Genomic DNA, 23,251 nt, shown 5'->3' with positions numbered 1-23,251 from the left:
CCTCCTGTTGGAACCGATGATAGCCATGGGTTTCCGGTTGGATATTGAGGCGGAGCAAAGGTCAGCGATGCGCCAATGCAACGCTGGCCAAGGTGCCGGCCGCAATCGCCACGGCATACGGCATGCCTTCCGCCTTGGCGCCGCGCCAGCGCGCCAGTTGCAGGCAGAACAGCGCCAGCACCCCGCCTGCCAGCGCGCTCAGCAGGGCAAGCTGCAGCGCTTGCCAGGGCCCGACGAAGCTGCCTGCCATGGCCGCCAGCTTGACGTCGCCGGCGGCCATGCCGCCCAGTGCATAGAAGGGCAGGAACAACAGCAGGCCCACTGTCGCGCCGGCCAGCCCCTGCGCCAGCAGCGCACTGTTGCCGCCCAGGTAGCAGTGGAGTGCCAGCGCCAGCATCAAGCCTGCCGCCACCAGCACGTTGGGGATCCGGCGCCAGGCCAGGTCCGACGCTGCCGCCTGGAGCACCAGGCACAGCAGGATGATTTCGAGTCCGCTCATGGTAAAAGGCTGGCTGCCCGGCCGCCGCCGGGCGCCAGCCACCCCATCAAGGCGTCAGTGCATCGACCACGTCGTTGAACACGGCCTTCAGCTCGTTCGAGACGCTGGTCATTGCCGTGCCTACTGCCAGTGCAATCAGCGAAGCGATCAGGCCATACTCGATTGCCGTCACGCCCCGCTCATCCCTGATGAACCGCCTCACTGCCGAAAGTGCTTTCATGATGATCTCCTTCGCTAGGAAAACTCTGACGCCTGGGCTGCGCATCATTGGCTTTACTATAGGAGCCATTCCTACGAACAAGTTGATATTGCGCAAGCTTTCCGCACAGAACTTTTTCTCGCTGTGCGGTGTTCTATGTCAAACTGGAGGCATGGAAGCTGTGTTGCAATGAGGTCGCGTTTTTACATGGAAGTGCGCAAAGTTAATTGCCGAGAATACAAAAAAGATTTATCCTGATCAGCTATTCTTTAGAAAGCCCCTTGCTTTGCCGCTGAGCGCCTAGTTACCGGACACTCACATGGATTCCCTTCTGAAACATATGGTGGACATGACCGGCCACCGCGATCACACGATGCTCGACATCTCGGTGATCTCGGCGGTAGCGGAACTGGCGTCTGCCACGCAGGCACGTGTGCTGAGCATCGTCAATGTGCGAGGCCAGCTCTACGTCCGTTCGCGCGCCGTGATCGAGCAAGGCCGCCCTGCGCGCATGGAGGAGTACCTGGACCCGGCCATCCCGGGCGACCCGGTCAGCATGTTCCCCGCCCTCGCGCGCTGCCTGGCGCACCACGAATCGAGTGCCGACCACATGTCGCCCGAGGGTGAGCACACACTCTGGCTGCCGATCTGGATGGGTGACAAGGCTGATACCTGCCTGGAAATCGTCAATCCGACGCCGTATACCAGCGATACCATCCACATCATCGGCGGCATCGTCAGCGTCTACCGCAATTTCCAGAACCTGCTCGACTACAGCGAGCGCGACTCGCTGACCGGCCTGCTGAACCGCAAGACCTTCGACGACCAACTGGCCAAGATGCTGCAGGCCTCAGCCGAGCACGACGTGCTGGCAGTGCCGCCGGACGGCCTCGAGCGCCGCAATCCGCAAGAACAGGAAAAACAATGGCTGGCCGTGGTCGATGTCGATCATTTCAAGGCAGTTAACGACAAATTCGGGCATTTGTACGGTGATGAGGTGTTGATCCTGATCGCCAACCTGCTGCAATCATCGTTCCGCGCCCAGGACCGCGTGTTCCGCTTCGGCGGCGAAGAGTTCGTGGTGCTGCTGCGCTCTTCCACCCTGGATAACGCCAAGAAGATCATCGAACGCTTCCGGATGAACGTGGAACAGCACGAGTTCCCGCAAGTTGGCCAGGTCACGGTGAGTGTCGGCTTCGTCAGCATCAGCGCCTATGAAGCGCCGGTGATCATCCTCGGCCGCGCCGACCAGGCCCTGTATTACGCCAAGAGCCATGGCCGCAACATGGCCTGCCATTACGACGAGCTGGTCAGCGGCGGCCAGCTGCAGACCGTCGAATCCAACGATACCGCCGAATTCTTCTGAGGTTCGGGCTCAGGCCAGGGTCAGGAAGCGCATCGGGTCCACCTGCCATTTCGATGGCGATTCATGGCCCACGATCTTGTCGCCGCCGCCGAAGCCCAGGCCGCGCGACAGGTCGACCGTTTCCGGCTTGATGTAGACATTCTTCTTCGTGTTGAAGAACACGTTCACCTTCGGCGCCAGCAGGTTGCTTTCATGCGGCTCGACCACCACGCCGAGGCGGCCTGACTCCAGCATCACCAGCGTGCCGACCGGGTAGATGCCCACGCAGCGCATGAATTCCTGCACCAGCTTGGCGTTGAAATGGTGCTTGCTCCACTCGTAGATCTTGCGCAGCGCCGCTGCTGCCGGCAGGCCCTTGTGGTACACGCGGTCGGCCGTAATGGCATCGTACACGTCGACAATTGCCGCCATCTGCGCGATTTCACTGATATCGTCGCCGGCCAGCTTGTCCGGGTAGCCGGTGCCGTCGCGCCGCTCGTGGTGGTGCAGCGTGATGTCCAGCGCCAGCGCCGGCACGTCAGGGGACTGTTTCAGGATATTGAAGCCATCCATCGGATGCTTCTTGATGATGGCGAATTCTTCGTCGGTCAGCGGGCCCGGCTTGTTCAGGATCGCATCCGGCACCAGGGCCTTGCCGGTATCGTGCAGCAGGCCGCCGAGGCCGGCTTCGCGAATGATGTCCTGGTCCATATTGCGCGCATTGGCGAAGGCCACCAGCAAGGCGCACACGCTGACCGAATGCAGGAAGGTGTAATCGTCCTTCGACTTGATGCGCAGCAGTCCCAGCAGGGCGCCCGGGTTGCGCAAGATCGATTCCGTGATGTTCTGCACCACCGGCTGCACCGAGCCGATCTCGATAGCCTTGCCGAGGCGGGCATCGGCCATCACATTGCGCACCACGCCGGCTGCCTGGCTGCGAATCTGGGCCGCGCGCTGCAGTTCCTCACCCAGGGAAGTGCGGATGATGCGCGAGGGTTCCTTGGCGATCTCTTCCACTTCGCGTTCGGTGGCCGCCTGGGCCTCGGCCAGCGAGGGCGCATCCTCCACGTCCAAGCCTTTGGACGCATCGATCACCACGTCATGGATGCCGGCCTGGATGATTTTCTGGATCTGCTCCTGGCTGGAAATCTCGAAGCGGTTGCGCACAAACGGATGGGTCATCCAGTCGCAACTGAGGTCGTGGATATACATGCCGACCTTTAACTGCGCCGAATCGACTTTCTTTAACATGGTGAGGCTCGCGAAGTAATTGCGTGAAGAACGTTAGAATAAGTATACACAATGTTATCCTACGGGAATATGGAACTCCGCCAGCTGCGTTACTTTGTAGCAATCGTCGACCACGGATCGTTGTCGCGTGCCGCACTGGTATTGCATGTTGCACAACCTGCCCTGACCCAGCAGCTACGCCAGCTCGAAGAAGAGCTGGGCGCCCAGCTCCTGCACCGCAGTGCCCAGGGCGTGGTCAGTACCGATGCCGGCAAGGTGTTCTATGACCATGCGCAGGCGATCCTGAAACAGGTGGCCGACGCCCGCTCCGCCGTCACCCAGTCGGCCCGCCCTTCCGGCAGCGTCACCATGGGCCTGCCGCACAGCATTTCCGGCGCCCTGGCGCTGCCCCTGCTCACTGCCGCGCGCGAGCAATATCCCGACATTACGCTGCAGTTGACCGAAGAACTGACCGGAAACCTGGCGGAACAGCTCAAAAGCGGACGTGTCAACCTGGCTGTGCTGTTCGACGACGGCCAGTTGACGCCGTTTTCCACCACCCCCCTGGCGGAAGAAGAACTGCGTTTCATCTGCCGTCACGACGCGGTGTGGTTCACCGACAACAAAACCGTCACGCTGCAGCAAGCCCTGAACACCACCCTCATCTTGCCGGGCCTGCAACATGGCGTGCGGCCGCGCATCGAGGCCATGGCACGCGCCGCCGGGCTGGTGATCGGCAATGTCATCGAAATCAACTCGATCGCCATCCTGAAGTCCGCCATCATGGCAGGCATGGGCGCCACGATCCTGCCGGTAGCGCCGGTCTTGCCCGAAATCGAACACGGCCAGATGCGCAGCGTGCGCATCAACAGCCCTGCCATCAGCCGCACCGTGGTGTTGTGCGCATCGCGCAACATTCCCCTCACCAATGCCGCCAACGCGATTGCCGCGCTGACGCAACAAGTCGCCACCGACCTCTGCCAGCGCAATACCTGGCCCGGCGCCCGCCTGCTCGGTTGAGCTATTAGATCAGCTTATGTCTTGCAAGGATGCGGCGCAAGGTGCCGTCTGCCCGCATTGATTCCAGCGCGCGCTGGAACTTGGCAATGTCGGTGTCGTCGAAGTCAGGCGAGCCTGCCAGCCAGGCCGTGGTGGTGCGTATGGGAACGCTGGTTTCGAAATCGCGTTCACCGGAGCCGTGGCCTTTCAGCGAGGCGGAAATGATGCGGCGCTCGCCGAAGGCGGCGTCGGCCATTCCGCCCAGCAGGAAACGGTGCACTTCATCGATTGAACTGGCTTCGACCAAGTGCTTGAAGCCCAACTCTTTCAGGATCGCTGCCTGGGCGGCGCCGCGCAGCAAGGCAATGCGCTTGTCCTTCATCTGCTCGATTGGCAGCAGCTTGCCGCGCACAGCCAGCAGCACGTAGTTCTCCTCAAACAGCGGCACCAGCCAGCGGTATTGCGCCTCACGCTCGGGCAAGCGGGTCAGAGGATAGATGGCCGTTGCCGGCATGGTGGTGGCCAGGAATTGCGCACGGCGCCAAGGCACGAACTGGGTTGCCGGCGCCACGCCGGCCCGCTTGCACAGCTCGGCTACCAGTTCCTGCAAACCGCCGGGCTGGCCGCTTTCATGCACGAGCGAGGGCAAATGGCTGGTCACCAATTGCATCTTGCGCGCCACGCCGGCAAACGCCCCGATTGGGCTGGTCAAAAACACTGCTGCCGCCATCAGAATTGTTCGTCGAGCCATCATTTTTTCTTATACCCCCATCCCCAAACCATATTTCCGTATACGTAAAGTAAACCGTAAACTTGACCGCTGAAAAGGCCTGCACACCCGCAGGCGTTGTGACTAGGCAAGGACGCGCTTACCCGGCGCCGACCGATGCCAGGCACGCACCGAATCATGATTTTGGAGACAGCCACCATGCCAGACGGCAGCAACTCGTCCGTACTTCACGACGTCACCCTCGACGACAAATTCACTTCCACTACCGGTAAAGTCTTTCTGTCCGGCATCCAGGCGCTGGTGCGCTTGCCTATGATGCAACAATTGCGCGATGCGCGCGACGGTTTGAACACCGGCGGCTTCATTTCCGGCTACCGCGGCTCCCCGCTGGGCGGCCTGGACGAGACCCTGTGGAAGGCGCAGAAGCACCTGGAAAAGCATAATGTGCAATTCGTTCCGGGCGTGAACGAGGACCTGGCGGCAACCGCTGTCTGGGGTTCGCAGCAGGTTGACCTGATCGGCCCGGCCAAGTACGACGGCGTGTTCGCCATGTGGTACGGCAAAGGCCCGGGGGTGGACCGTTGCGGCGACGTCTTCAAGCACATGAACCATGCCGGCACGTCCAGGAACGGCGGCATCCTGCTGGTGGCCGGCGACGACCACGGCGCTTACTCCTCCACCCTGCCGCACCAGTCGGACCACATTTTCTCCGCCTGCATGATCCCGGTGCTGTATCCATGCAATGTGCAGGAGTACATCGACCTCGGCATCCACGGCTGGGCCATGTCGCGCTTCTCCGGCTGCGCCGTCGCCTTCAAGGCGCTGGCCGACACCGTCGAGTCGAGCGCTTCGATCGACGCCGATCCGTTCCGCGTCGAAGTGAAGCTCCCGCAGGACTTCGTGATGCCGGAAGGCGGCCTGAATGCCCGCCTGTCCTCTATCCCGCTGGGCCAGCAAGCGCGCAACCAGGAAGCGCTGATGCAGGACTACAAGATCTACGCGGCTCTGGCTTACGCCCGCGAGAACAAGCTGAATCACACCACCATCGATTCCAAGGACGCCAAGCTGGGCATCATCGCCTCCGGCAAATCTTACCTGGACGTGCTGGAAGCGCTGGAAGAACTGGGCATCGACGAAGCCATGGCCGCCAAGGTTGGCCTGCGCCTGTTCAAGGTTTCCATGCCGTGGCCGCTGGAACCGGACTCGGTGCGCGAATTCGCGCAGGGCCTGGACGAAATCCTGGTGGTGGAAGAGAAGCGCCAGTTCGTCGAATACCAGCTGAAGGAACAGCTGTACAACTGGCGCGACGACGTGCGCCCGCACATCATCGGCAAGTTCGACGACAAGGGCGAGTGGGTGGCCCCGCGCGGCGAATGGCTGCTGCCGCCGAAGGCTGACTTCTCGGTATCGCAAGTGGCGCGCGTGATCGCCAGCCGCGTGGCCCGCTACATCGCCGACGCCTCGATCCAGGACCAGATCAAGGCCCGCCTGTCCTTCCTGGAAGCGAAAGACGCAGTACTGAAGAAGGCGATCGAGACCCCGTTCCGTCCGGCCTTCTACTGCTCCGGCTGCCCGCACAATACCTCGACCAAGGTGCCTGAAGGTTCCTTCGCGCTGGCCGGCATCGGCTGCCACGTGATGGCGACCTCGATCTACCCCGAGATGAACAAGCTGACCACCCATATGGGCGGTGAAGGCACGCCGTGGATCGGCCAGGCTGCGTTCAGCAAAGTGCCGCACGTGTTCCAGAACCTGGGCGACGGCACCTACTTCCACTCCGGCTACCTGGCGATCCGCGCCGCCGTGGCGGCGAAGGTCAACATCACCTACAAGATCCTGTACAACGACGCCGTGGCAATGACCGGCGGCCAGCCGGTCGACGGCACCGTCTCCGTGCCGATGATCGCGCAGCAGATGGCGGCCGAAGGCATCAAGCGCATCGCCCTGGTGACCGAAGACCTGTCGCGCTACACCGACCGTTCCGCCCTGCCTTCCATCGTTTCCCTGCACGACCGCAAGGAAATGGATGCCGTGCAGCGCGAAATGCGTGAACTGCCAGGCTGCACCGTCATCATTTACGACCAGACTTGCGCCGCCGAGAAGCGTCGCCGCCGCAAGAAGGGCGAGTTCCCCGACCCTGCAAAGCGCATGGTCATCAACGAAGCGGTGTGCGAAGGCTGCGGCGATTGCGGCATCCAGTCCAACTGCGTCTCGATCCTGCCGAAGGAAACCGAATTCGGCCGCAAGCGCACCATCGACCAATCTTCCTGCAACAAGGACTATTCCTGCACCAAGGGCTTCTGCCCATCCTTCGTCACCGTCGAAGGCGGCACGCTGAAGAAGACCAAGACCGGCACCGCCAAGACCGACGACTGGGGCGATGTTCCTGCGCCAGTCCTGCCAAGCATCGAGCAGCCATACAACATCCTGATCAACGGTATCGGCGGCACCGGCGTGATTACCGTCGGCGCCCTGATGGGCATGGCCGCCCACCTGGAAGGCAAAGGCGCTTCCGTGCTGGACATGACCGGCATGTCGCAGAAGAACGGCTCCGTGACTTCCCACGTCAAAGTGGCGAAGACCCCTGCCCACCTGCGCGCGCAGCGTATCGCCACCGGCGAAGCAGACCTGATCCTGGGCTGCGACATGCTGACCTCCGGCGCCTACGACGCCGTGTCGAAGATGCGCCCAGGCCGCACCTTCGCCATCGTCAACCAGCACGAGCAGCCGCCAGGCACCTTCGCGCAGAACGCCGACTGGCAGTACCCGGCCGAAAGCGTGGAAGCGCTGATTACCGAATCGGTCGGCGGCGCGCAGTCCGTGGACTTCATCAACGCCACCAAGCTGGCGACGGCGCTGATGGGCGATTCGATCGCCTCCAACCTGTTCATGATGGGCTACGCCTTCCAGAAAGGCCGCATCCCGCTGAGCGAAGCAGCCCTGCTGCGCGCGATCGAACTGAATGGCGTGGCTGTTGAATCGAACAAGCGCTCCTTCCTGTGGGGCCGCCGCGCCGCCGTGGACTTCAAGCGTGTGGAAAAGATCGCGACCCCGACCCAGGCTGTCGTGGTGCAGATGCCACAGTCGCTGGAAAACGTGATCAAGAAGCGCGTTGAATTCCTGACCGGCTACCAGGACGCTGCCTATGCCGCTGCCTACGAAGACCTGGTACAGCAAGTGCGCTCGAAAGAGACCCTGCTGGGCCTGGGCAACAAGCTGTCGACAGCGGTTGCCAAGTCGCTGTTCAAGCTGATGTCCTATAAAGATGAATATGAGGTGGCGCGCCTGTATACCGATGGCCGCTTCGTGGAGCAGTTGAAGACCCAGTTCGAAGGCGATTTCTCGCTGAAGTTCAACCTGGCGCCACCGCTGTTCGCGAAGAAGGATGCCAAGGGCCACCTGGTCAAGGCGGAATATGGTTCGTGGATGTGGAAGGCGTTCCAGCTGCTGGCCAAGTTCAAGGGCCTGCGCGGTGGCGCGTTTGATATCTTCGGCTATACCGAGGAGCGTAAGATGGAACGCGCGCTGATCACGGAATATCGCGCTGTTGTGGCGGAGCTGCTGGCGGGATTGTCGGCTGGCAACCATGAGCAGGCCGTGGCAGTGGCTGCGCTGCCGGAGCGTATTCGTGGTTTTGGCCATGTGAAAGAGAAGGCTGTGGCTGAGTACAAGATGGCTAAGGCGAAGATGATGGCTGCGTTTAAGGGCGGCGATCGGGCCGCTGCCTAAAAACCGGTAAACCGGTGCCTGACCCGCAGGGTCAGGCACCCCGGCCTGCGACCGCCGCGTAGACGAGGTGTCTGACCCTGCGGGTCAGACACTGGTTTACCGGTTTTGCTTGACTTGACGTTAACGTAAACGTCATATAATCAAAATTCCCCCGTTCCAAGGAACACACAACATGAACGACCTCGCCAACGCCAAGAAACTGTCCGCTGAGCCTGAGCAGGCCAAGACCGCGAACAAAGTCCGCTTTGTCACCGCCGCGTCCCTGTTCGACGGCCACGACGCCTCGATCAACATCATGCGCCGCATCCTGCAATCGCAGGGCGCCGAAGTGATCCACCTGGGCCACAACCGCTCGGTGGACGAAGTGGTCACCGCGGCCCTGACCGAAGACGTGCAAGGCATCGCCATCTCCTCCTACCAGGGCGGCCACGTCGAATACTTCAAGTACATGATCGACCTGCTGCGCCAGCGCGGCGGTTCGCACATCAAGGTGTTCGGCGGCGGCGGCGGCGTGATCGTCCCGAGCGAAATCAAGGACCTGCACGACTACGGCGTGACCCGCATCTTCTCCCCTGAAGACGGCCAGCGCATGGGCCTGGTCGGTATGATCCAGTGGATGGTGCAGCAGTGCGACGTCGACCTGTCCACCTACTCGCCGACCCAGCTGGACGCCATCCGCGACGGCGAGATCGAGCAACGCCATCGCCCGCTGGCCCAGCTGATCACCGCGCTGGAAAACGGCAAGGCCTCCGACAAGCTGCGCGCCGAACTGACCAAGGCCGCCAAGGCCATCACCGCCCCGACCCTGGGCATCACCGGCACCGGCGGCGCAGGCAAATCCTCGCTGACCGATGAACTGATCCGCCGCATCCGCCTGGACCAGGGCGACGCGCTGAACATCGCCGTGATCTCGATCGACCCGTCCCGCCGCAAGTCCGGCGGCGCGCTGCTGGGCGACCGTATCCGCATGAACGCGATCAACCCCTGGAACGGCAAGACCCGCGTCTTCATGCGTTCCCTGGCGACCCGCGAAGCCGGCTCCGAGATTTCCCAGGCCCTGCCTGACGTGATCGCAGCCTGCAAAGTGGCGGGCTTCGACCTGGTGATCGTGGAAACCTCCGGCATCGGCCAGGGCGACGCGGCGATCGTGCCGCACGTCGACGTCTCCATGTACGTGATGACGCCGGAATTCGGCGCCGCGTCCCAGCTGGAAAAGATCGACATGCTGGACTTCGCCGACTTCATCGCGATCAACAAGTTCGACCGCAAGGGTGCGCAGGATGCGCTGCGCGACGTGGCCAAGCAGTACCAGCGCAACCGCGAGATGTGGAGCAAGCGTCCGGAAGAAATGCCGGTGTTCGGTACCCAGGCTTCCCGCTTCAACGACGACGGCGTGACCGCGCTGTACCAGGGCCTGCTGCCGGTACTGGCAGGCAAGGGCCTGAAGACCACCAAGGGCGTGCTGGCCCCGATGGACGTGCGCTTCAGCTCCGGCAAGAACGTGATCGTGCCGCCGGCACGCGCGCGCTACCTGGCCGAGATCTCCGACACCGTGCGCGGCTACCACAAGAAAACGCAAGCACAGGCCAAGCTGGCGCGCGAACGCCAGCAGCTGCAGGAATCGAAGCGCATGATGGCTGTCGCCGGCAAGCCGGTGGCCGACTTCGACGACCTGATCATCGAACGCGATCACGCCATGGATGGCGCAGCCAAGAAGCTGCTGGCCCAGTGGCCGGACATGCAGGCGGCCTACGCCGGCGACGAATACGTCGTGAAGATCCGCGACAAGGAAATCCGCACCGGCCTGGTACAGCACACCCTGTCCGGCACCAAGATCCGCAAGGTCTCGCTGCCGAAGTACGAAGACCACGGCGAGCTGCTGCGCTGGCTGATGCTGGAAAACGTCCCTGGCTCCTACCCGTTCACCGCCGGCGTGTTCGCCTTCAAGCGTGAAGGCGAAGACCCAACCCGCATGTTCGCGGGCGAGGGCGACGCTTTCCGTACCAACCGCCGCTTCAAGCTGGTCTCCACCGGCATGGATGCGAAGCGCCTATCGACCGCCTTCGACTCCGTCACCCTGTACGGCGCCGATCCCGCGATCCGTCCGGACATCTACGGCAAGATCGGCAACTCCGGCGTGTCCATCGCGACCCTGGACGACATGAAGGTGCTGTACGACGGCTTCGACCTGTGCAACCCAAGCACCTCGGTATCGATGACCATCAACGGTCCCGCCCCTGCGATCCTGGCGATGTTCATGAACACCGCCATCGACCAGCAGGTCGAGAAGTTCGTCACCGAGAACAAGCGCCAGCCGTCCGAAGACGAATTCCAGAAGATCAAGGACTGGGTGTTGATGAACGTGCGCGGCACGGTGCAGGCCGACATCCTGAAGGAAGACCAGGGCCAGAACACCTGCATCTTCTCGACCGAGTTCTCGCTGAAGGTGATGGGCGACATCCAGGAGTACTTCGTGCACCACCAGGTGCGCAACTTCTACTCGGTGTCGATCTCCGGCTACCACATCGCGGAAGCGGGCGCGAACCCGATTTCGCAGCTGGCCTTCACGCTGTCCAACGGCTTCACCTTCGTGGAAGCCTACCTGGCGCGTGGCATGCACATCGACGATTTCGCGCCGAACCTGTCGTTCTTCTTCTCCAACGGCATGGATCCCGAATACACCGTGCTGGGCCGCGTGGCGCGCCGCATCTGGGCCGTCACCATGAAAGAGAAATACGGCGCCAACGACCGCTCGCAGAAGCTGAAGTACCACATCCAGACGTCCGGCCGCTCGCTGCACGCCCAGGAAATCGACTTCAACGACATCCGCACCACGCTACAGGCGCTGATCGCGATCTACGACAACTGCAACTCGCTGCACACCAACGCCTACGATGAAGCGATCACCACGCCGACCGACGAATCCGTCCGCCGCGCACTGGCGATCCAGCTGATCATCAACCGCGAATGGGGCCTGGCGAAGAATGAAAACCCGAACCAGGGCGCCTTCATCATCGAAGAGCTGACCGACCTGGTGGAGGAAGCCGTGCTGCAGGAATTCGAACGCATCGCCGAACGCGGCGGCGTTCTTGGCGCCATGGAAACCGGCTACCAGCGCGGCAAGATCCAGGAAGAGTCGCTGCTGTACGAGCACAAGAAGCACGACGGTTCGCTGCCGATCATCGGCGTGAACACCTTCCGCAATCCAAAGGGTTCGGAAGCCCCGGCCACCATCGAACTGGCCCGTTCCACCGACGACGAAAAGCAATCGCAGCTGACCCGCCTGGCTGACTTCCACGCCCGCAATGCGGATGCCGCGCCAGCCGCCCTGGCAGCGCTGCAGAAAGCCGCCATCGACAACGAAAACGTGTTCGCCAAGCTGATGGACGCAGCCCGCGTCTGCTCGCTGGGCCAGATCACGACCGCGCTGTTCGAAGTCGGCGGCCAATACCGCCGCAACATGTAACGGCCTGCGGCCGCAGCGTATTGGGGTCAGACCCTTGGGTCTGACCCCGGCTTACCGGTTCTAGTGGAAGAACAGCCACACCAGCAACAGCACAATCCCCGGCACCCCCAGCAGCCAAGCCAAGAAATACTTCCCCATGACAGCCTCCCTGTGACGTTAAACCATGGTCACAGGCTACGACTCGCACCGCAGGCCGTCAGTTAGCTGGAACACACGAAGCCCGACCGCGATACGTTATCATTTAACGATTTGTTAACGTCACGGGGATTGCAATGGCAGTAGTGTTGGGACCTATCTTGAAGTTCTGCGGCTGCGCCGACGGCATGTGGACAGTCAGCGCGCTGGTCGTGTGGAACGGCGAAGTACCGCCCGCAGTCACGGCAGCCGTGTTGCCAGGTGCCGCAGCAGAAGTCCGCACGCTGGCCGTCGAATCCCGCCGCTTGCGCACCCGCTTGCACAAGCGCGCCGTGCATGCCGTCGAGAGCTGGCAGTTCGCCATCGAGCAGCACGCCACGCGCGAGCAGCAGGTCCAGTACATCGTCGATGGCCAGGCTTTCACCTTCGTCGTGCCGGCACGCGACAGCGCCCCCACCTGCGCCTACACCTCCTGCAACGGCTTCTCCGACTACAAGAAGATGAAGGACATCCCGCAGGACCCGGTATGGAACAAGATGCACGACAACCATGTGCAGCGCCCCTACCACCTGCTGCTGATGGGCGGCGACCAGATCTACAGTGATGCCATGTGGAGCACGACGGCCCTGAACGACTGGGCCGCTGCCCCGAACGACAAGAAGCTCGCCAACAAGCCGGTCACCAAGACGCTGCAAACCGAGATCGACGATTTCTTCTTCGGGAACTACCTGAAGGTCTGGGCATATCCGCACGTGGCGCGCATGTTCGCCACCGTTCCGACGGTGATGATGTGGGACGACCACGACATCATCGATGGCTGGGGCTCTTACCCTGAGAAGTTCCAGCAATCGCCCGTATTCAAGGCAATCTACAACGTGGCGCGCGACTACTTCCTGCTGTTCCAGCAGCACTGCGCGGCGGAGAATGAGCTTCCGATGCGCCTGCCGCAGCAACCCGGATTTACCAAGGCCGTCCGCTTCGGCGATTATGGCTTGCTGGTGCTCGACTTGCGCAGCGAGCGCACCCCGGACGTGGTCATGGGCCAGCAATCGTGGGATGCCGCCTACGCCTGGCTGGAGGCGCAAGAAGACTGCAAGCATCTGCTGCTCATGTCCAGCATCCCGGTCGTGCACCCAGACTTCAGCACGCTGGAAATGCTGCTGTGCGCCCTGCCCGGCCAGCAGGAGCTGGAGGACGACCTGAAAGACCACTGGTTAAGCCGCACCCACCAATGGGAGCGCCTGCGCCTGATCCATCGCCTGCAGGAATGGTCGCAGCGCACCGGCGGCCGCGTGACCATCCTCTCCGGCGACGTGCACGTGGGCGCCATCGGCGCGATCGAATCAAGCCAGAAGCATTACCGGGGCAAGCCGGTTACCATCCACCAGCTGACCTCCTCCGGCGTGGTGCATCCGCCACCGCCCGCGATGGCGCTGTTCTACCTCGAACATGTCGGCGACAAGGTGGAACAACTGGAAGGCGGCATCACGACCTCGATGTACAAGTTCCCCGGCACTTCGCACCGCTACATCGGCGCGCGCAACTACCTGAGCCTGGAACCGGATCGCGCGGTGGACGGGCGTTCATGCAACCGCCTGTGGGCCAACTGGTACGTGGAGAACGAGGCGCAGCCCTACCGCCAGGCCATCCTGCCGCTGAAATAGGGCGTTGTAGCAAGTTCACAACGGCACGTCCACATTGGAGACGCCGCAACGGACCCCAAAATTACACAAAGGACGACACTTTATTTACCACTTGTAAATATATATTTGATAATATTTTACAGGACGCATCCAAACGAATGTAGCATCGATCTACGCACCGGAGGTCGCGATGCCTGCCCCGCCCATTGCTGCCGGACTTGCTGTCTTGTCCCGTCTCCTGTTCTACGTGATGGCATGCGGCGTACTGCTCGCGACTCCCGCAATCGCCTGGGAGCAAGTCGCCGGGCCGCTGGGCAGCGTTGCGCTGCTGGGTTGCCTCGCGATTGGCAGCGCAGCCGGGGCAACCGCATTTTTTTTCCGCGCACACCTCGCACATGGCTTGCACACGCTACTTGCAGCCACCGACAAGTTCAGCCCGCGCAGCAGCTTGCTCGCCATCGTGGCATGCGGCATTGTCTTGCGCCTTGCCTGGGCCATGGTCTTCCCCGCAACCACGGTGTCTGATGGAGCGGTTTACCTGAAACTGGGGCAGCAGCTCGCTGCCGGTGAGCCGTATTTCATCGCCAACTCGCATGCATTCTGGCCGCCTGGCTATCCGCTCTTCCTGGCCGCTTGGCTGCACTTGCCGCTGCCGGCCGCCACCATCGTCCTGCTGAGCAACCTGACGCTATACCTGCTTGCCAGCCTGCTCGTGTGGAGATTGGCAAGCTGCGCGGCCGGCCAGCAGGCGGCGCGCCTGGCTGCCTTCCTGCTGGCCGTCTGGCCCAACTACCTGGCCTGCGCGGTGACGGCCGAGAAAGAAAACCTGCTGGTCTTCCTGCTGCCGCTGGTGCTCTTTCTGTACACGCACCGGTCGGCGGGTCCGTTGCCGCGCATCGCGGCAGGCCTGGCACTCGGCTTTTCCGCCCTGGCCCAGCCATCCACCATGTTCTTCCCGGCTGTCCTGCTGTGCTATGAATTGCTGCAGCGCCGCCCATGGCGCGCCGTCCTCGCAGCGCTGGCTACGCTGGTCCTTGGCATGGCGCTTGTGATCGCCCCGTGGAGTGCGCGCAATACGCGAGTGTTCGGTGAATTCCTGCTGATCACGTCGAACGGTGGCGACAACCTGTACCGCGCCAACAATCCACTCGCGACGGGCGGCTATACCAGGCGCGGCGAAGTGGAGCTCGACAATCTCGGCGAACTCGAACGCAACCGCACCGGCCTGCAATTGGCAAAGGAATGGATCAGCAGCCATCCCGCTGCGTTTGTCGGCCTGATACCTGTCAAACAAAAACTGTTTCTCGGCGACGATTCATTCGGGCAGTACGTCACGGTGCGCAGTGGCGGGGGCAGCAACCGTACCTACCTGGTGGCGAAACTGGCCGCCAATGCTTTCTGGTATGGGTTGTGGGCCTGCTTGCTGGCGCTATCGTTGCGCGGCGCCGGTCCCGGTGACGCCGCTTTGCATTCGACCCTGGTGCTGGGCTATGCCTATTTCTTCGTTCTGCATAGCGTGTTTGAAAGCAGCAGCAAATACCATGTCCCGCCGCTGGCCTTGCTGGCGATCTTCGGCGCCGCCCAACTGGTACGTGCAAGCCAGGCCGGCATCCACCAGTCCGACAGCACGCGCAGTATGTTGCGCGAGATGTTGATGCTGGCCCGTTACGCCGTCATTGGCGCCGTGGGCACAGGATTGCATTACCTGCTGCTTGTGGGCCTGGTACAGGGCTTCGGGACGAATAGCGGGTTGGCAGCCATGGCCGGCGCCACCGCCGGTGCGCTTTGCAACTATCAACTGAACCGGCGTTTCAACTTCCGTAGCACACGGCCGCATCGCGAAGCCCTGCCGCGCTTCCTGATGATGGCAGCCGTCGGCATTTTCCTGAATGGCTTGATCGTCGGGCTGCTCCATGCGGCAGGCTGGCATTACCTGCTGGCGCAGGTATTCGCCACGGCACTCATCCTCCTGATTAACTACCAAGCGAGCAAATCATGGATATTCCAACCCACCAGGACCTGACCCCACGCCCTGCCGGCATGCCCAGCATTTCCATCGTTGCGCCTGCCTATAACGAAGAGGAAGTGCTTGGGGAATTCCATCGACGCGTAACGGAAGTCATGGTGCAGCTTGGCGCTGATTACGAAATAGTGCTGGTGAACGACGGCAGCCGCGACAAGACGTTGCTGCTGATGCAGCAATTGCGCGAGGCGGATCCGCACGTCGCCATCGTCGACCTGTCGCGCAACTTCGGCAAGGAGATCGCTTTGAGCGCCGGCTTGGACCATACCAATGGCGATGTGGTCGTGGTGCTCGATGCAGACTTGCAGGACCCGCCCGCCCTGATCCCGGACATGCTCGACATCTGGCGCAGGGGCTACGATGTAGTCTACGGCGTACGCACCAGGCGCGATGGCGAAAGCTGGCTGAAACGAGCTACCGCCAAGGCCTTTTACAAGTTGATCCGCCGTCTCAGCCGCGTCGCGATTCCGACCGACACCGGAGACTTCCGCCTCATGTCGCGCCGCGTGGTCCAGGAAATGAAGCGCCTGCGCGAGGTACACCGTTTCATGAAAGGCCTGTTTGCCTGGGTCGGCTTCTCCTCGCATCCGCTGTACTACCGCAGGGCGCCGCGCGCTGCCGGCACGACCAAATGGAACTACTGGAACCTCTGGAATTTCGCGCTGGAAGGAATTACTTCGTTCACAGTAGCGCCGCTCAAGGTGGCCACCTATGTTGGACTGGGTGTCGCAATCATGGCGCTGGCATATGCGGTATTCGTCGTGTGGAAAGCGCTGGCGTTCGGCGATGAAGTCAAAGGCTACCCTTCGCTGATGGCGGTAATGCTGTTCCTGGGCGGCATCCAGCTGGTGGCCATCGGAGTCATCGGCGAATACCTTGGCCGCATCTTTGACGAGGTCAAGGCACGCCCGCTCTACCTGGTCAATCGCTGGCACGCCTCGGGCCTGGTCGGCGACGCCAGCAAAAACACGGTCAAGATCGGCACAGCGGGCCGGCCGTGGCGCCGGCCGTCAACGCCGGCTGCCACAACACCTGCAGCGCGCCGGCTGGCTCGCCATTGACCCGCGCCAACAGCATTTCGGCCATTTTCGCGCCGGCGGCGCGGGCATTGGGCTGGTCGATGGTGGTGACGTCGATATCTGCCAGCGTGTCGGCCATGCTGCCCCAGACGATCAGCGAGATCTCCTGGCCGATCGCGATGCCGGCGTCGAGCAGGGCGCGCACGGCGCCTACACCGGCAAGGTGGTTGTCGACCACGATGGCGCTTGGGCGCGGCGTCGTTGCCAGCAGTGCCTGTACGGCCGCATAACCGGCGCGGCGGTCGATGCAATCATCGACCAGGTGGCGCGGATCGGCGGCCAAGCCGGCGCCGGACAAGGTGGCGAGGAAGCTGGCGCGGCGTTGCGCTGAGAAATTCATCGCCAGCGGTGCGCTGACCATGGCGATGCGCTGGTGACCCAGCGACAGCAAGCGCTCGAGCGCCATGCGGATGCCGGCCTCGTTATCGTAGTCGAACCATGCGTACGGCGCGTCAAGTTGCGTTCGGCCGTGGGCGATGAAGGGGAAGCCGGCCTTGGCGAGAAAGGCGATGCGCTCGTCGTGCACCAGCGTGCGGCTGACCACCAAGCCGTCGAGGCGGCGGCCGCGCACCATTTGCTCGTAGGACGGCATTTCGTTCGCTGGCGACACGGGCGCGATGATGAAGTTCATGCGCTTTTGCTCAAGAGCTTCCGACATCCCGCCCACCACCTCGAGGAACATGGCGTCGCCCAGGTCGGCCGGCAGCAGCGGATAGATTGTGCCAAGCACGTTGCTGCGGCCAACGGCCAGGCTGCGCGCCATCGGATTGGCTTCGTAGCCCGACTCCCGCGCCGCGCGCAGCACGCGCTCGCGCGTCAACTCGCTGACTTCGGGATAGCCGTTCAGCGCGCGGCTGACGGTAGTCTTCGACATGCCGAGTTTGTCGGCGAGGCTCTTCAGGTTCATCGCGAAATTATAGCCGGTGCCTCCAGTCCACCGTCGCTGCCATCGACCGCACGCTTGAAGAAGTACAGCGTGACCAGCACGATCGCAATCGGCACCAGCGTCAGGTAGAACGCGAAATGGCCGCTGAAGGCGCCGAACACATAGCCGGTGATCAGCGAGCCGGTGGTGCCGCCCAGCGCAGAGAATATCACCAGCAGGCCGGTCATCGCAGAATGCTGGTGCTTGGGCAGGGAGCTGAGCATCACGGAATTGATGCCCGGGTAGACCGGCGCCATGAAAAGCCCGATCAGGGGGAACAGGAAGGCCGCGAGCGGCGCGTCGCCCCATCCTGCGCCCTGCGCAACGACCACGTCGTGCGTCATCGGCAGCGCAATCAAGACCACCGCGCCCATGCCGAGCAGGCAGGCGTTCATCACCGGGTACCAGTTCATGCGGCGCATCAGGACGCCAGCCGACAGGCGCCCTGCGGCCAGGCAGGCGGCGAAGATGCTTGTGACCTGCACACTCATCGCAGCCGGGAGATGCAGGATCTCGTTGTTGAAGGTCGGCAGCCAGGTGCCCACGCTCTGCTCGATCAGCACGTACAGGAAGGCCGTCAGCACGAAAACGCACACCAACGGCTTGAAGAACAGCTTGAGCATCGCCGCAAATTCCTGCGGCAGGCTGCGCGCTTCCGGTGGCGCGGCCAGCCTCTCGTCGAAAGGTGTCGCCAGCAGCAGCACGAAGGTGAGCACGCACAGGGCGGCTAGCACCCAATACACATGCAGCCAGCTTTGCGAGCTCGGGTCGTCCGAGTCGATGAAAAAGCTGAACACCCAGTAAGCGCACAGCACCCCGACCATGAAGAAGCCTTCCAGCGTATTCATGATGCCCGCATGCTGGCGGCGGTCGGCGGCTACCAGGCCGAGGGTGGAGTAGACCGACACTTTCACCAGCGCGAAGGATATGCCGACGCACAGGAACAGCATTTTGGTAGTGAGGAAGGAAGGCAACAGCGGCATGGACAGGCAAGCTCCCGTGACGATGGCAAGCCCGGCCAGCATGGCCTTCTTGTACCCGATGCGCGGCAGGAAGCTCGCCACCAGGAAGGACACCACGGCGATTGGCAAGTCCTTGAAGCCTTCCAGCACGCTGGCGGCGGACTTGCTGACGCCGTAGTTGCCGATGACCTGCAGGATCACCGTGCCAACACTGTTCAACAGTATGGCGAACGTGAAATAGATCAGGAACAGGACCCAGGTGATGCGCCGGTTTTGCATAGTGTCTCCATGATATTCTTGAATTGTTCCAGTCCCGGGATCACGGTGTCCGCCTGCCACAGCGTGGCCGCCTGACCAACGCCAATGGCGAACATGCCGGCCGCCTTGATCGCGGTCACGCCGGCAACGGCGTCCTCCACGCCAACGCAATCGGCCGGGTCTACGCCCAGTTCCGACGCGGCGCGCAGGAAGATTTCGGGATCGGGTTTGCCGCGCGCGATCGTCGCCGCGTCTACGACATAGTCGAATTTCTCGGTGATGCCGAGGCTTTCCAGCACCGTGAAGGCGTTCTTGCTGACCGACGCAAGGCCCACCTTCAAGCCTTGCGCGCGGCACCAGTCCAGCGCATCCACCGCGCCGGGCAACAGGTCGGCGGGCGACATTTCCGCGATCAGCGTCCTGTAATGCTCGTTCTTGGTGTCGGCCAGCGCCAGTTTCTCCGCGTCGCTGTAGCTGCGGGGCGCGCCAGCCAGTATCAGCTCGAGCGAACCCATGCGGTCGATGCCCTTCAGGTTCTCGTTGAAGGCTTCGTCGAAATGCACGTCCTGCGACTGCGCAAGTCTTTGCCAGGCGAGGAAGTGATAGTGGGCGGTATCGGTGATCACGCCATCGAGGTCGAAGATAACGGCTTTCATGCAAGCTCCTGTACCGGCGCAGCCGGTGTAACGGTAACGGGCGCGCCGCGGTGCTGGAAAACCAGCGACTCGCCGCGCAACAGCGTGTATTGCGTGCCGCTCGGGCTGACGCGCACTTGCAGCAAGCTGCCGTGCAGGTGGATGCGGAACTGGTAATGCTGCCACTGTTTGGGCAATGTCGGCGCAAAGCGCACCTTGCCGTCCACCACGCGCATGCCGCCGAAGCCGTAAGCCACGCCCAGCCAGGTTCCGGCCATGGCGGCCGTGTGCACGCCGTAGTGCGTATTGCCATGGGTGTTATCCAGGTCGAGCCGGGCGGTTTCCATGAAGTAGTCGTAGGCCTTGCCTTCGTAGCCCACTTCGGAGGCGATGATGCTGAAAATGCAGGACGACAGCGAGGAATCGTGCGTCGTCACCGCTTCGTAGTAATCGAAGTCGCGCTTCTTGTCTTCCAGCGTGAATTGTTCGCTGAGCAGCAGCAGCGCCAGCACCACGTCGGCCTGCTTGCAGACCTGGTGGCGGTAGATCACCATCGGGTGGTAATGGAGCAGCAGGGGATATTTTTCGGCTGGCGTACCGGCGAAGTCCCACACCTTCTTGTCGAGGAAACTGTCATCCTGCGGGTGGATGCCAAGGGCCGCGTCATAGGGCAGCAGCATCGCAGCGGCAGCGCTGCGGAATGCTTCAAGCTCGCCGTCATCCAGCGCAACGGCGGCGGCAATGCGCGCCCAGTCCTGCGGGTATTCGCGTGCGATGCGCTCGGCCGCCGAGGCGGCAAATTGCAGGTGCAGCTTCGCCATCGCGTTGGTGTAGTAGTTATTGTTCACCAGCGCCGTGTATTCGTCGGGCCCGGTCACTTCGTTGATCACGAAGGCGCCGCCACGGTTATAGCTGCCGATGCCGAGCCAGATGCGCGCGGTTTCAAGCAGGATCTCGGCGCCGTATTGCAGCAGGTAGGCATCGTCGCCGGTGGCATCCATGTACTGCTTGATGGAGTAGGCAACGTCGGCGTTGATGTGGTACTGCGCTGTGCCGGCCGGGAAGTAAGCGGAGCATTCCTCGCCAGCGATGGTGCGCCACGGGTACAACGCACCCTTGGCGTGCGACATCTGGCGCGCGCGTTCGCGTGCGGCGGGCAAGCCGGCGTAGCGGTACTCCAGCAGCTTGCGCGCGATCTCCGGCTTGTTGTACAGGAAGAAGGGGAAGATGTAGATCTCCGTGTCCCAGAAATAGTGGCCTTCGTAGCCCTCGCCGGTCACGCCCTTGGCGGAGATATTGGTCTTGCCGTCGCGGCCCACCGATTGCAGCAAGTGGAACTGGTTGAAACGGATGCCTTGCTGGAGCGCGTCGTCGCCCGCCACTTCCACGTCCGCCTGCGCCCAGAACTCGGCCAGGTAGGCTTCCTGCTGCGCGGCGAGCTTATCGAAGCCCAGGCCACGCGCCGCTTCCAGTTCGGCGCGCGCACGTGCCAGCAATTCGTCTGCCGCGTAATCGCGCGAGCTGACATAGCAGCCGTACTTCACCAGCCGCACGGCCTGGCCGTCGCGCGCATCGACGGTGTACGACTGCACAAGGCGCGAACCCTCGGCGCGCTGCGCGAACGAATGCGGCGCATCGAGCACCTGCGCGGCGGCCGACACCAGCGTGAAACCGCTGTTGTGGGTGCGCTGCTGCAGGGCCGCGAAGTGCGGCGCCAGCTCGGTGCCGGCCAGCGCCAGCGCCGGACCGGTCGTGGCGGAGCCTACCCGCGGATCGTCACCCGCCTCCAGGTTGCGCACCAGACCGTCGATCGTGCATTCGAGCCGCACGGCGCCGTCGAAACCAAGCGGCGTCACCGTGAATTCGATGGCGAACAGGTGCTTGCTGGCGAAGCTGACCAGGCGGCGGCTGCGCAGCTGCACGCGGCGGCCGGAAGGCGCCTGCCAGAGCACATCGCGCTCCAGCAAGCCGGTGCGGAAGTCGAGGCGGCGCTCATAGCTTTCGACACTGCCCTGCAGCAGGTCGAAACGCTCCTCGCCGAGCCACAGCGCAATGCCCTTGGCGTTTGGCACGTTCAGCATGAACTGGTTGTTGCGCGCCAGGCCATAGGCATTTTCGGGGTAGTGGATCGGTTCCGATTCATAGAAACCGTTCAGGTAGCTGCCGTCCAGCGAAGTGCCGGCCGGGCCCGCATAGCCTTCTTCCGGCGTGCCGCGCAGGCCGATGTAGCCGTTGCCTAGCGCGAACAGGGTCTCATCCAGGAAATTCGACGCCGCATCGAAGGACGTTTCGCGGATGCCCCAGGCATCGAGGGGGAAAGTGTGCTGCATCTTCATCCTTCTGTTTCGTTCAAACCGGTTTGGAAACGGTATAAAAAATTTTTACGTGGCGCGGACGATCAGCGCGGTCGGCAGGGTTTCGGAAGCCACGGGACGCCCCTCCAGCAGGTCCAGCATCTTCTTCGCCAACAGCACGCCGCCATCGCGCAGGTACTGGTGCACGCTGGACAGCGGCGGCACGAAGCTCACTGCGCCCGGCGTATCGTCATAGCCGATGACCGATACCTGCTCCGGCACGCGCACTTCGCGCTCGGCCAGTGCACGGATCGCGCCCATCGCCAGCAAGTCGCTGGCGGCAAACACGCCGTCGAACGACAAGCCCTTCTTCTTCAGCAGGGAGTCCAGGCAATCAAAGCCGGCTTCGAAGGTAAACGCCTTCGGCCGCATGATGTGCACGCTACCCTGCCCTCCCAGCGCGTCAATAAAGCCCGCGCAGCGTTCCTGCACCTCGGCGTGGTCCACGTCGCCAAGGAACAACACCTTCTTGCGCCCCAGTTCGATGAAGCGCTGGGCGACACTGATGCCGCCCTTGCGGTTGTCGCTGCCGACCACCACGGTATCGGAGCCCGCCCCTGGCGCGCCCCACACCACCAGCGGCTGGCTGCGCTTTTTGAGCGCGGTCACCGCTTCGCCATGCGAACCCTGGCCCAGCAGGATCAAGCCGTCGGCGCCTTGCACCGGGGCGGTATCCAGCAGCTGGCGCGAGGTCAGCACCACGCTGTAGCCGGCTGTCGTCAGCTCCTGCGTGATCCCGCCCAGCAATTCCAGCGGGTAAGGGTCGGACATGGGCCGGCCCTTCTCGGGCGTCATTTCCACCACCACTGCCACCGAGTATGAACGCCCCATGCGCAGGTTGCGTGCGCTCACGTTCAGGCGGTAGCCCTGGGCTTCCGCGATCTGGCGCACTTTCTCCCGCGTTTCTTCCGTCACAAGGGGACTGCCACGCAGGGCGCGCGACACGGTAATTTTTGAAACCCCTGCCAGCTTGGCGAGGTCTTCCATAGTTTTATTGACAGCCATGCGGGGCATTATGACAGATTTCCAAACCCTGCAAC

At 62.6% G+C, this 23,251-nt stretch carries 16 protein-coding genes; 7 read left to right on the top strand and 9 right to left on the bottom strand.

The window, feature by feature from the left end; genetic code table 11:
* Positions 1-61: 61 nt before the first annotated feature.
* Together ACN9MW_RS02860 and ACN9MW_RS02855 are read right to left on the bottom strand one after the other, a co-directional pair.
* Positions 62-499: an A24 family peptidase gene (locus tag ACN9MW_RS02860; RefSeq protein ID WP_426167387.1), complete on the bottom strand. Its 438-nt coding sequence runs from the start codon at positions 497-499 to the stop codon at positions 62-64.
* A gap of 46 nt (positions 500-545) precedes the next feature.
* On the bottom strand, positions 546-719 hold the full coding sequence (locus tag ACN9MW_RS02855) for a Flp family type IVb pilin (RefSeq protein ID WP_426167385.1): 174 nt from the start codon (positions 717-719) through the stop codon (positions 546-548).
* A gap of 298 nt (positions 720-1,017) precedes the next feature.
* On the opposite strand from ACN9MW_RS02855, the gene ACN9MW_RS02850 reads away from it, so the two are divergent.
* Positions 1,018-2,064: a GGDEF domain-containing protein gene (locus tag ACN9MW_RS02850; protein WP_426167383.1), complete on the top strand. Its 1,047-nt coding sequence runs from the start codon at positions 1,018-1,020 to the stop codon at positions 2,062-2,064.
* Positions 2,065-2,073: 9 nt separating this feature from the next.
* Here the strand turns inward: ACN9MW_RS02850 and ACN9MW_RS02845 are convergent, their stop codons facing one another.
* Complete coding sequence (locus tag ACN9MW_RS02845; protein ID WP_426167381.1) at positions 2,074-3,294, bottom strand: HD-GYP domain-containing protein; 1,221 nt, start codon at positions 3,292-3,294, stop codon at positions 2,074-2,076.
* Positions 3,295-3,363: 69 nt separating this feature from the next.
* Here ACN9MW_RS02845 and ACN9MW_RS02840 point away from each other — a divergent pair, with 69 nt between their 5' ends.
* Positions 3,364-4,293: a LysR substrate-binding domain-containing protein gene (locus ACN9MW_RS02840; RefSeq protein ID WP_426167379.1), complete on the top strand. Its 930-nt coding sequence runs from the start codon at positions 3,364-3,366 to the stop codon at positions 4,291-4,293.
* Between the two features lie 4 nt (positions 4,294-4,297).
* Here ACN9MW_RS02840 and ACN9MW_RS02835 read toward each other — a convergent pair whose 3' ends face one another.
* Complete coding sequence (locus tag ACN9MW_RS02835; RefSeq protein WP_426167377.1) at positions 4,298-4,984, bottom strand: substrate-binding periplasmic protein; 687 nt, start codon at positions 4,982-4,984, stop codon at positions 4,298-4,300.
* Between the two features lie 195 nt (positions 4,985-5,179).
* Here ACN9MW_RS02835 and ACN9MW_RS02830 point away from each other — a divergent pair, with 195 nt between their 5' ends.
* The 5 genes from ACN9MW_RS02830 to ACN9MW_RS02810 all read left to right on the top strand — a co-directional run bounded on the left by ACN9MW_RS02830 (position 5,180) and on the right by ACN9MW_RS02810 (position 17,059).
* Positions 5,180-8,731, top strand: a complete 3,552-nt coding sequence (locus ACN9MW_RS02830; RefSeq protein ID WP_426167375.1) for an indolepyruvate ferredoxin oxidoreductase family protein — start codon at positions 5,180-5,182, stop codon at positions 8,729-8,731.
* A gap of 172 nt (positions 8,732-8,903) precedes the next feature.
* Entirely contained in the window at positions 8,904-12,197 is a 3,294-nt protein-coding gene (gene icmF, locus ACN9MW_RS02825; protein WP_426167373.1) for a fused isobutyryl-CoA mutase/GTPase IcmF, read from the top strand.
* Between the two features lie 272 nt (positions 12,198-12,469).
* Positions 12,470-13,996: an alkaline phosphatase D family protein gene (locus ACN9MW_RS02820; protein ID WP_426167371.1), complete on the top strand. Its 1,527-nt coding sequence runs from the start codon at positions 12,470-12,472 to the stop codon at positions 13,994-13,996.
* A 169-nt stretch (positions 13,997-14,165) separates the two neighbouring features.
* Entirely contained in the window at positions 14,166-15,998 is a 1,833-nt protein-coding gene (locus ACN9MW_RS02815) for a GtrA family protein (protein WP_426167369.1), read from the top strand.
* Positions 15,971-17,059, top strand: a complete 1,089-nt coding sequence (locus ACN9MW_RS02810) for a glycosyltransferase family 2 protein (protein ID WP_426167367.1) — start codon at positions 15,971-15,973, stop codon at positions 17,057-17,059. Before ACN9MW_RS02815 ends, ACN9MW_RS02810 begins: the two co-directional genes overlap by 28 nt.
* Here ACN9MW_RS02810 and ACN9MW_RS02805 read toward each other — a convergent pair.
* Genes ACN9MW_RS02805 through ACN9MW_RS02785 form a run of 5 tightly spaced genes read right to left on the bottom strand, consistent with a single transcriptional unit; the run spans position 16,971 to position 23,216 of the window.
* Positions 16,971-17,984, bottom strand: a complete 1,014-nt coding sequence (locus ACN9MW_RS02805; protein WP_426167365.1) for a substrate-binding domain-containing protein — start codon at positions 17,982-17,984, stop codon at positions 16,971-16,973. The two genes, ACN9MW_RS02810 and ACN9MW_RS02805, sit on opposite strands and share 89 nt — an antisense overlap.
* Complete coding sequence (locus ACN9MW_RS02800) at positions 17,981-19,243, bottom strand: MFS transporter (RefSeq protein WP_426167363.1); 1,263 nt, start codon at positions 19,241-19,243, stop codon at positions 17,981-17,983. The genes ACN9MW_RS02805 and ACN9MW_RS02800 overlap by 4 nt, the downstream gene beginning before the upstream one ends.
* Positions 19,207-19,878, bottom strand: coding sequence for a beta-phosphoglucomutase (pgmB, locus tag ACN9MW_RS02795; protein WP_426167361.1), 672 nt, complete (start codon positions 19,876-19,878; stop codon positions 19,207-19,209). The genes ACN9MW_RS02800 and pgmB overlap by 37 nt, the downstream gene beginning before the upstream one ends.
* Positions 19,875-22,187, bottom strand: a complete 2,313-nt coding sequence (locus ACN9MW_RS02790) for a glycoside hydrolase family 65 protein (RefSeq protein ID WP_426167359.1) — start codon at positions 22,185-22,187, stop codon at positions 19,875-19,877. Before ACN9MW_RS02790 ends, pgmB begins: the two co-directional genes overlap by 4 nt.
* Before the next feature lie 51 nt (positions 22,188-22,238).
* Positions 22,239-23,216 (bottom strand): LacI family DNA-binding transcriptional regulator, encoded by a 978-nt coding sequence (locus tag ACN9MW_RS02785; protein WP_426167357.1) that lies wholly within the window; start codon positions 23,214-23,216, stop codon positions 22,239-22,241.
* Between the last annotated feature and the right edge of the window lie 35 nt (positions 23,217-23,251).

Source organism: Pseudoduganella sp. R-34 (assembly GCF_049904655.1).
Lineage (GTDB): Bacteria > Pseudomonadota > Gammaproteobacteria > Burkholderiales > Burkholderiaceae_D > Rugamonas.
This window is presented reverse-complemented; position numbering and strand designations above follow the sequence as displayed.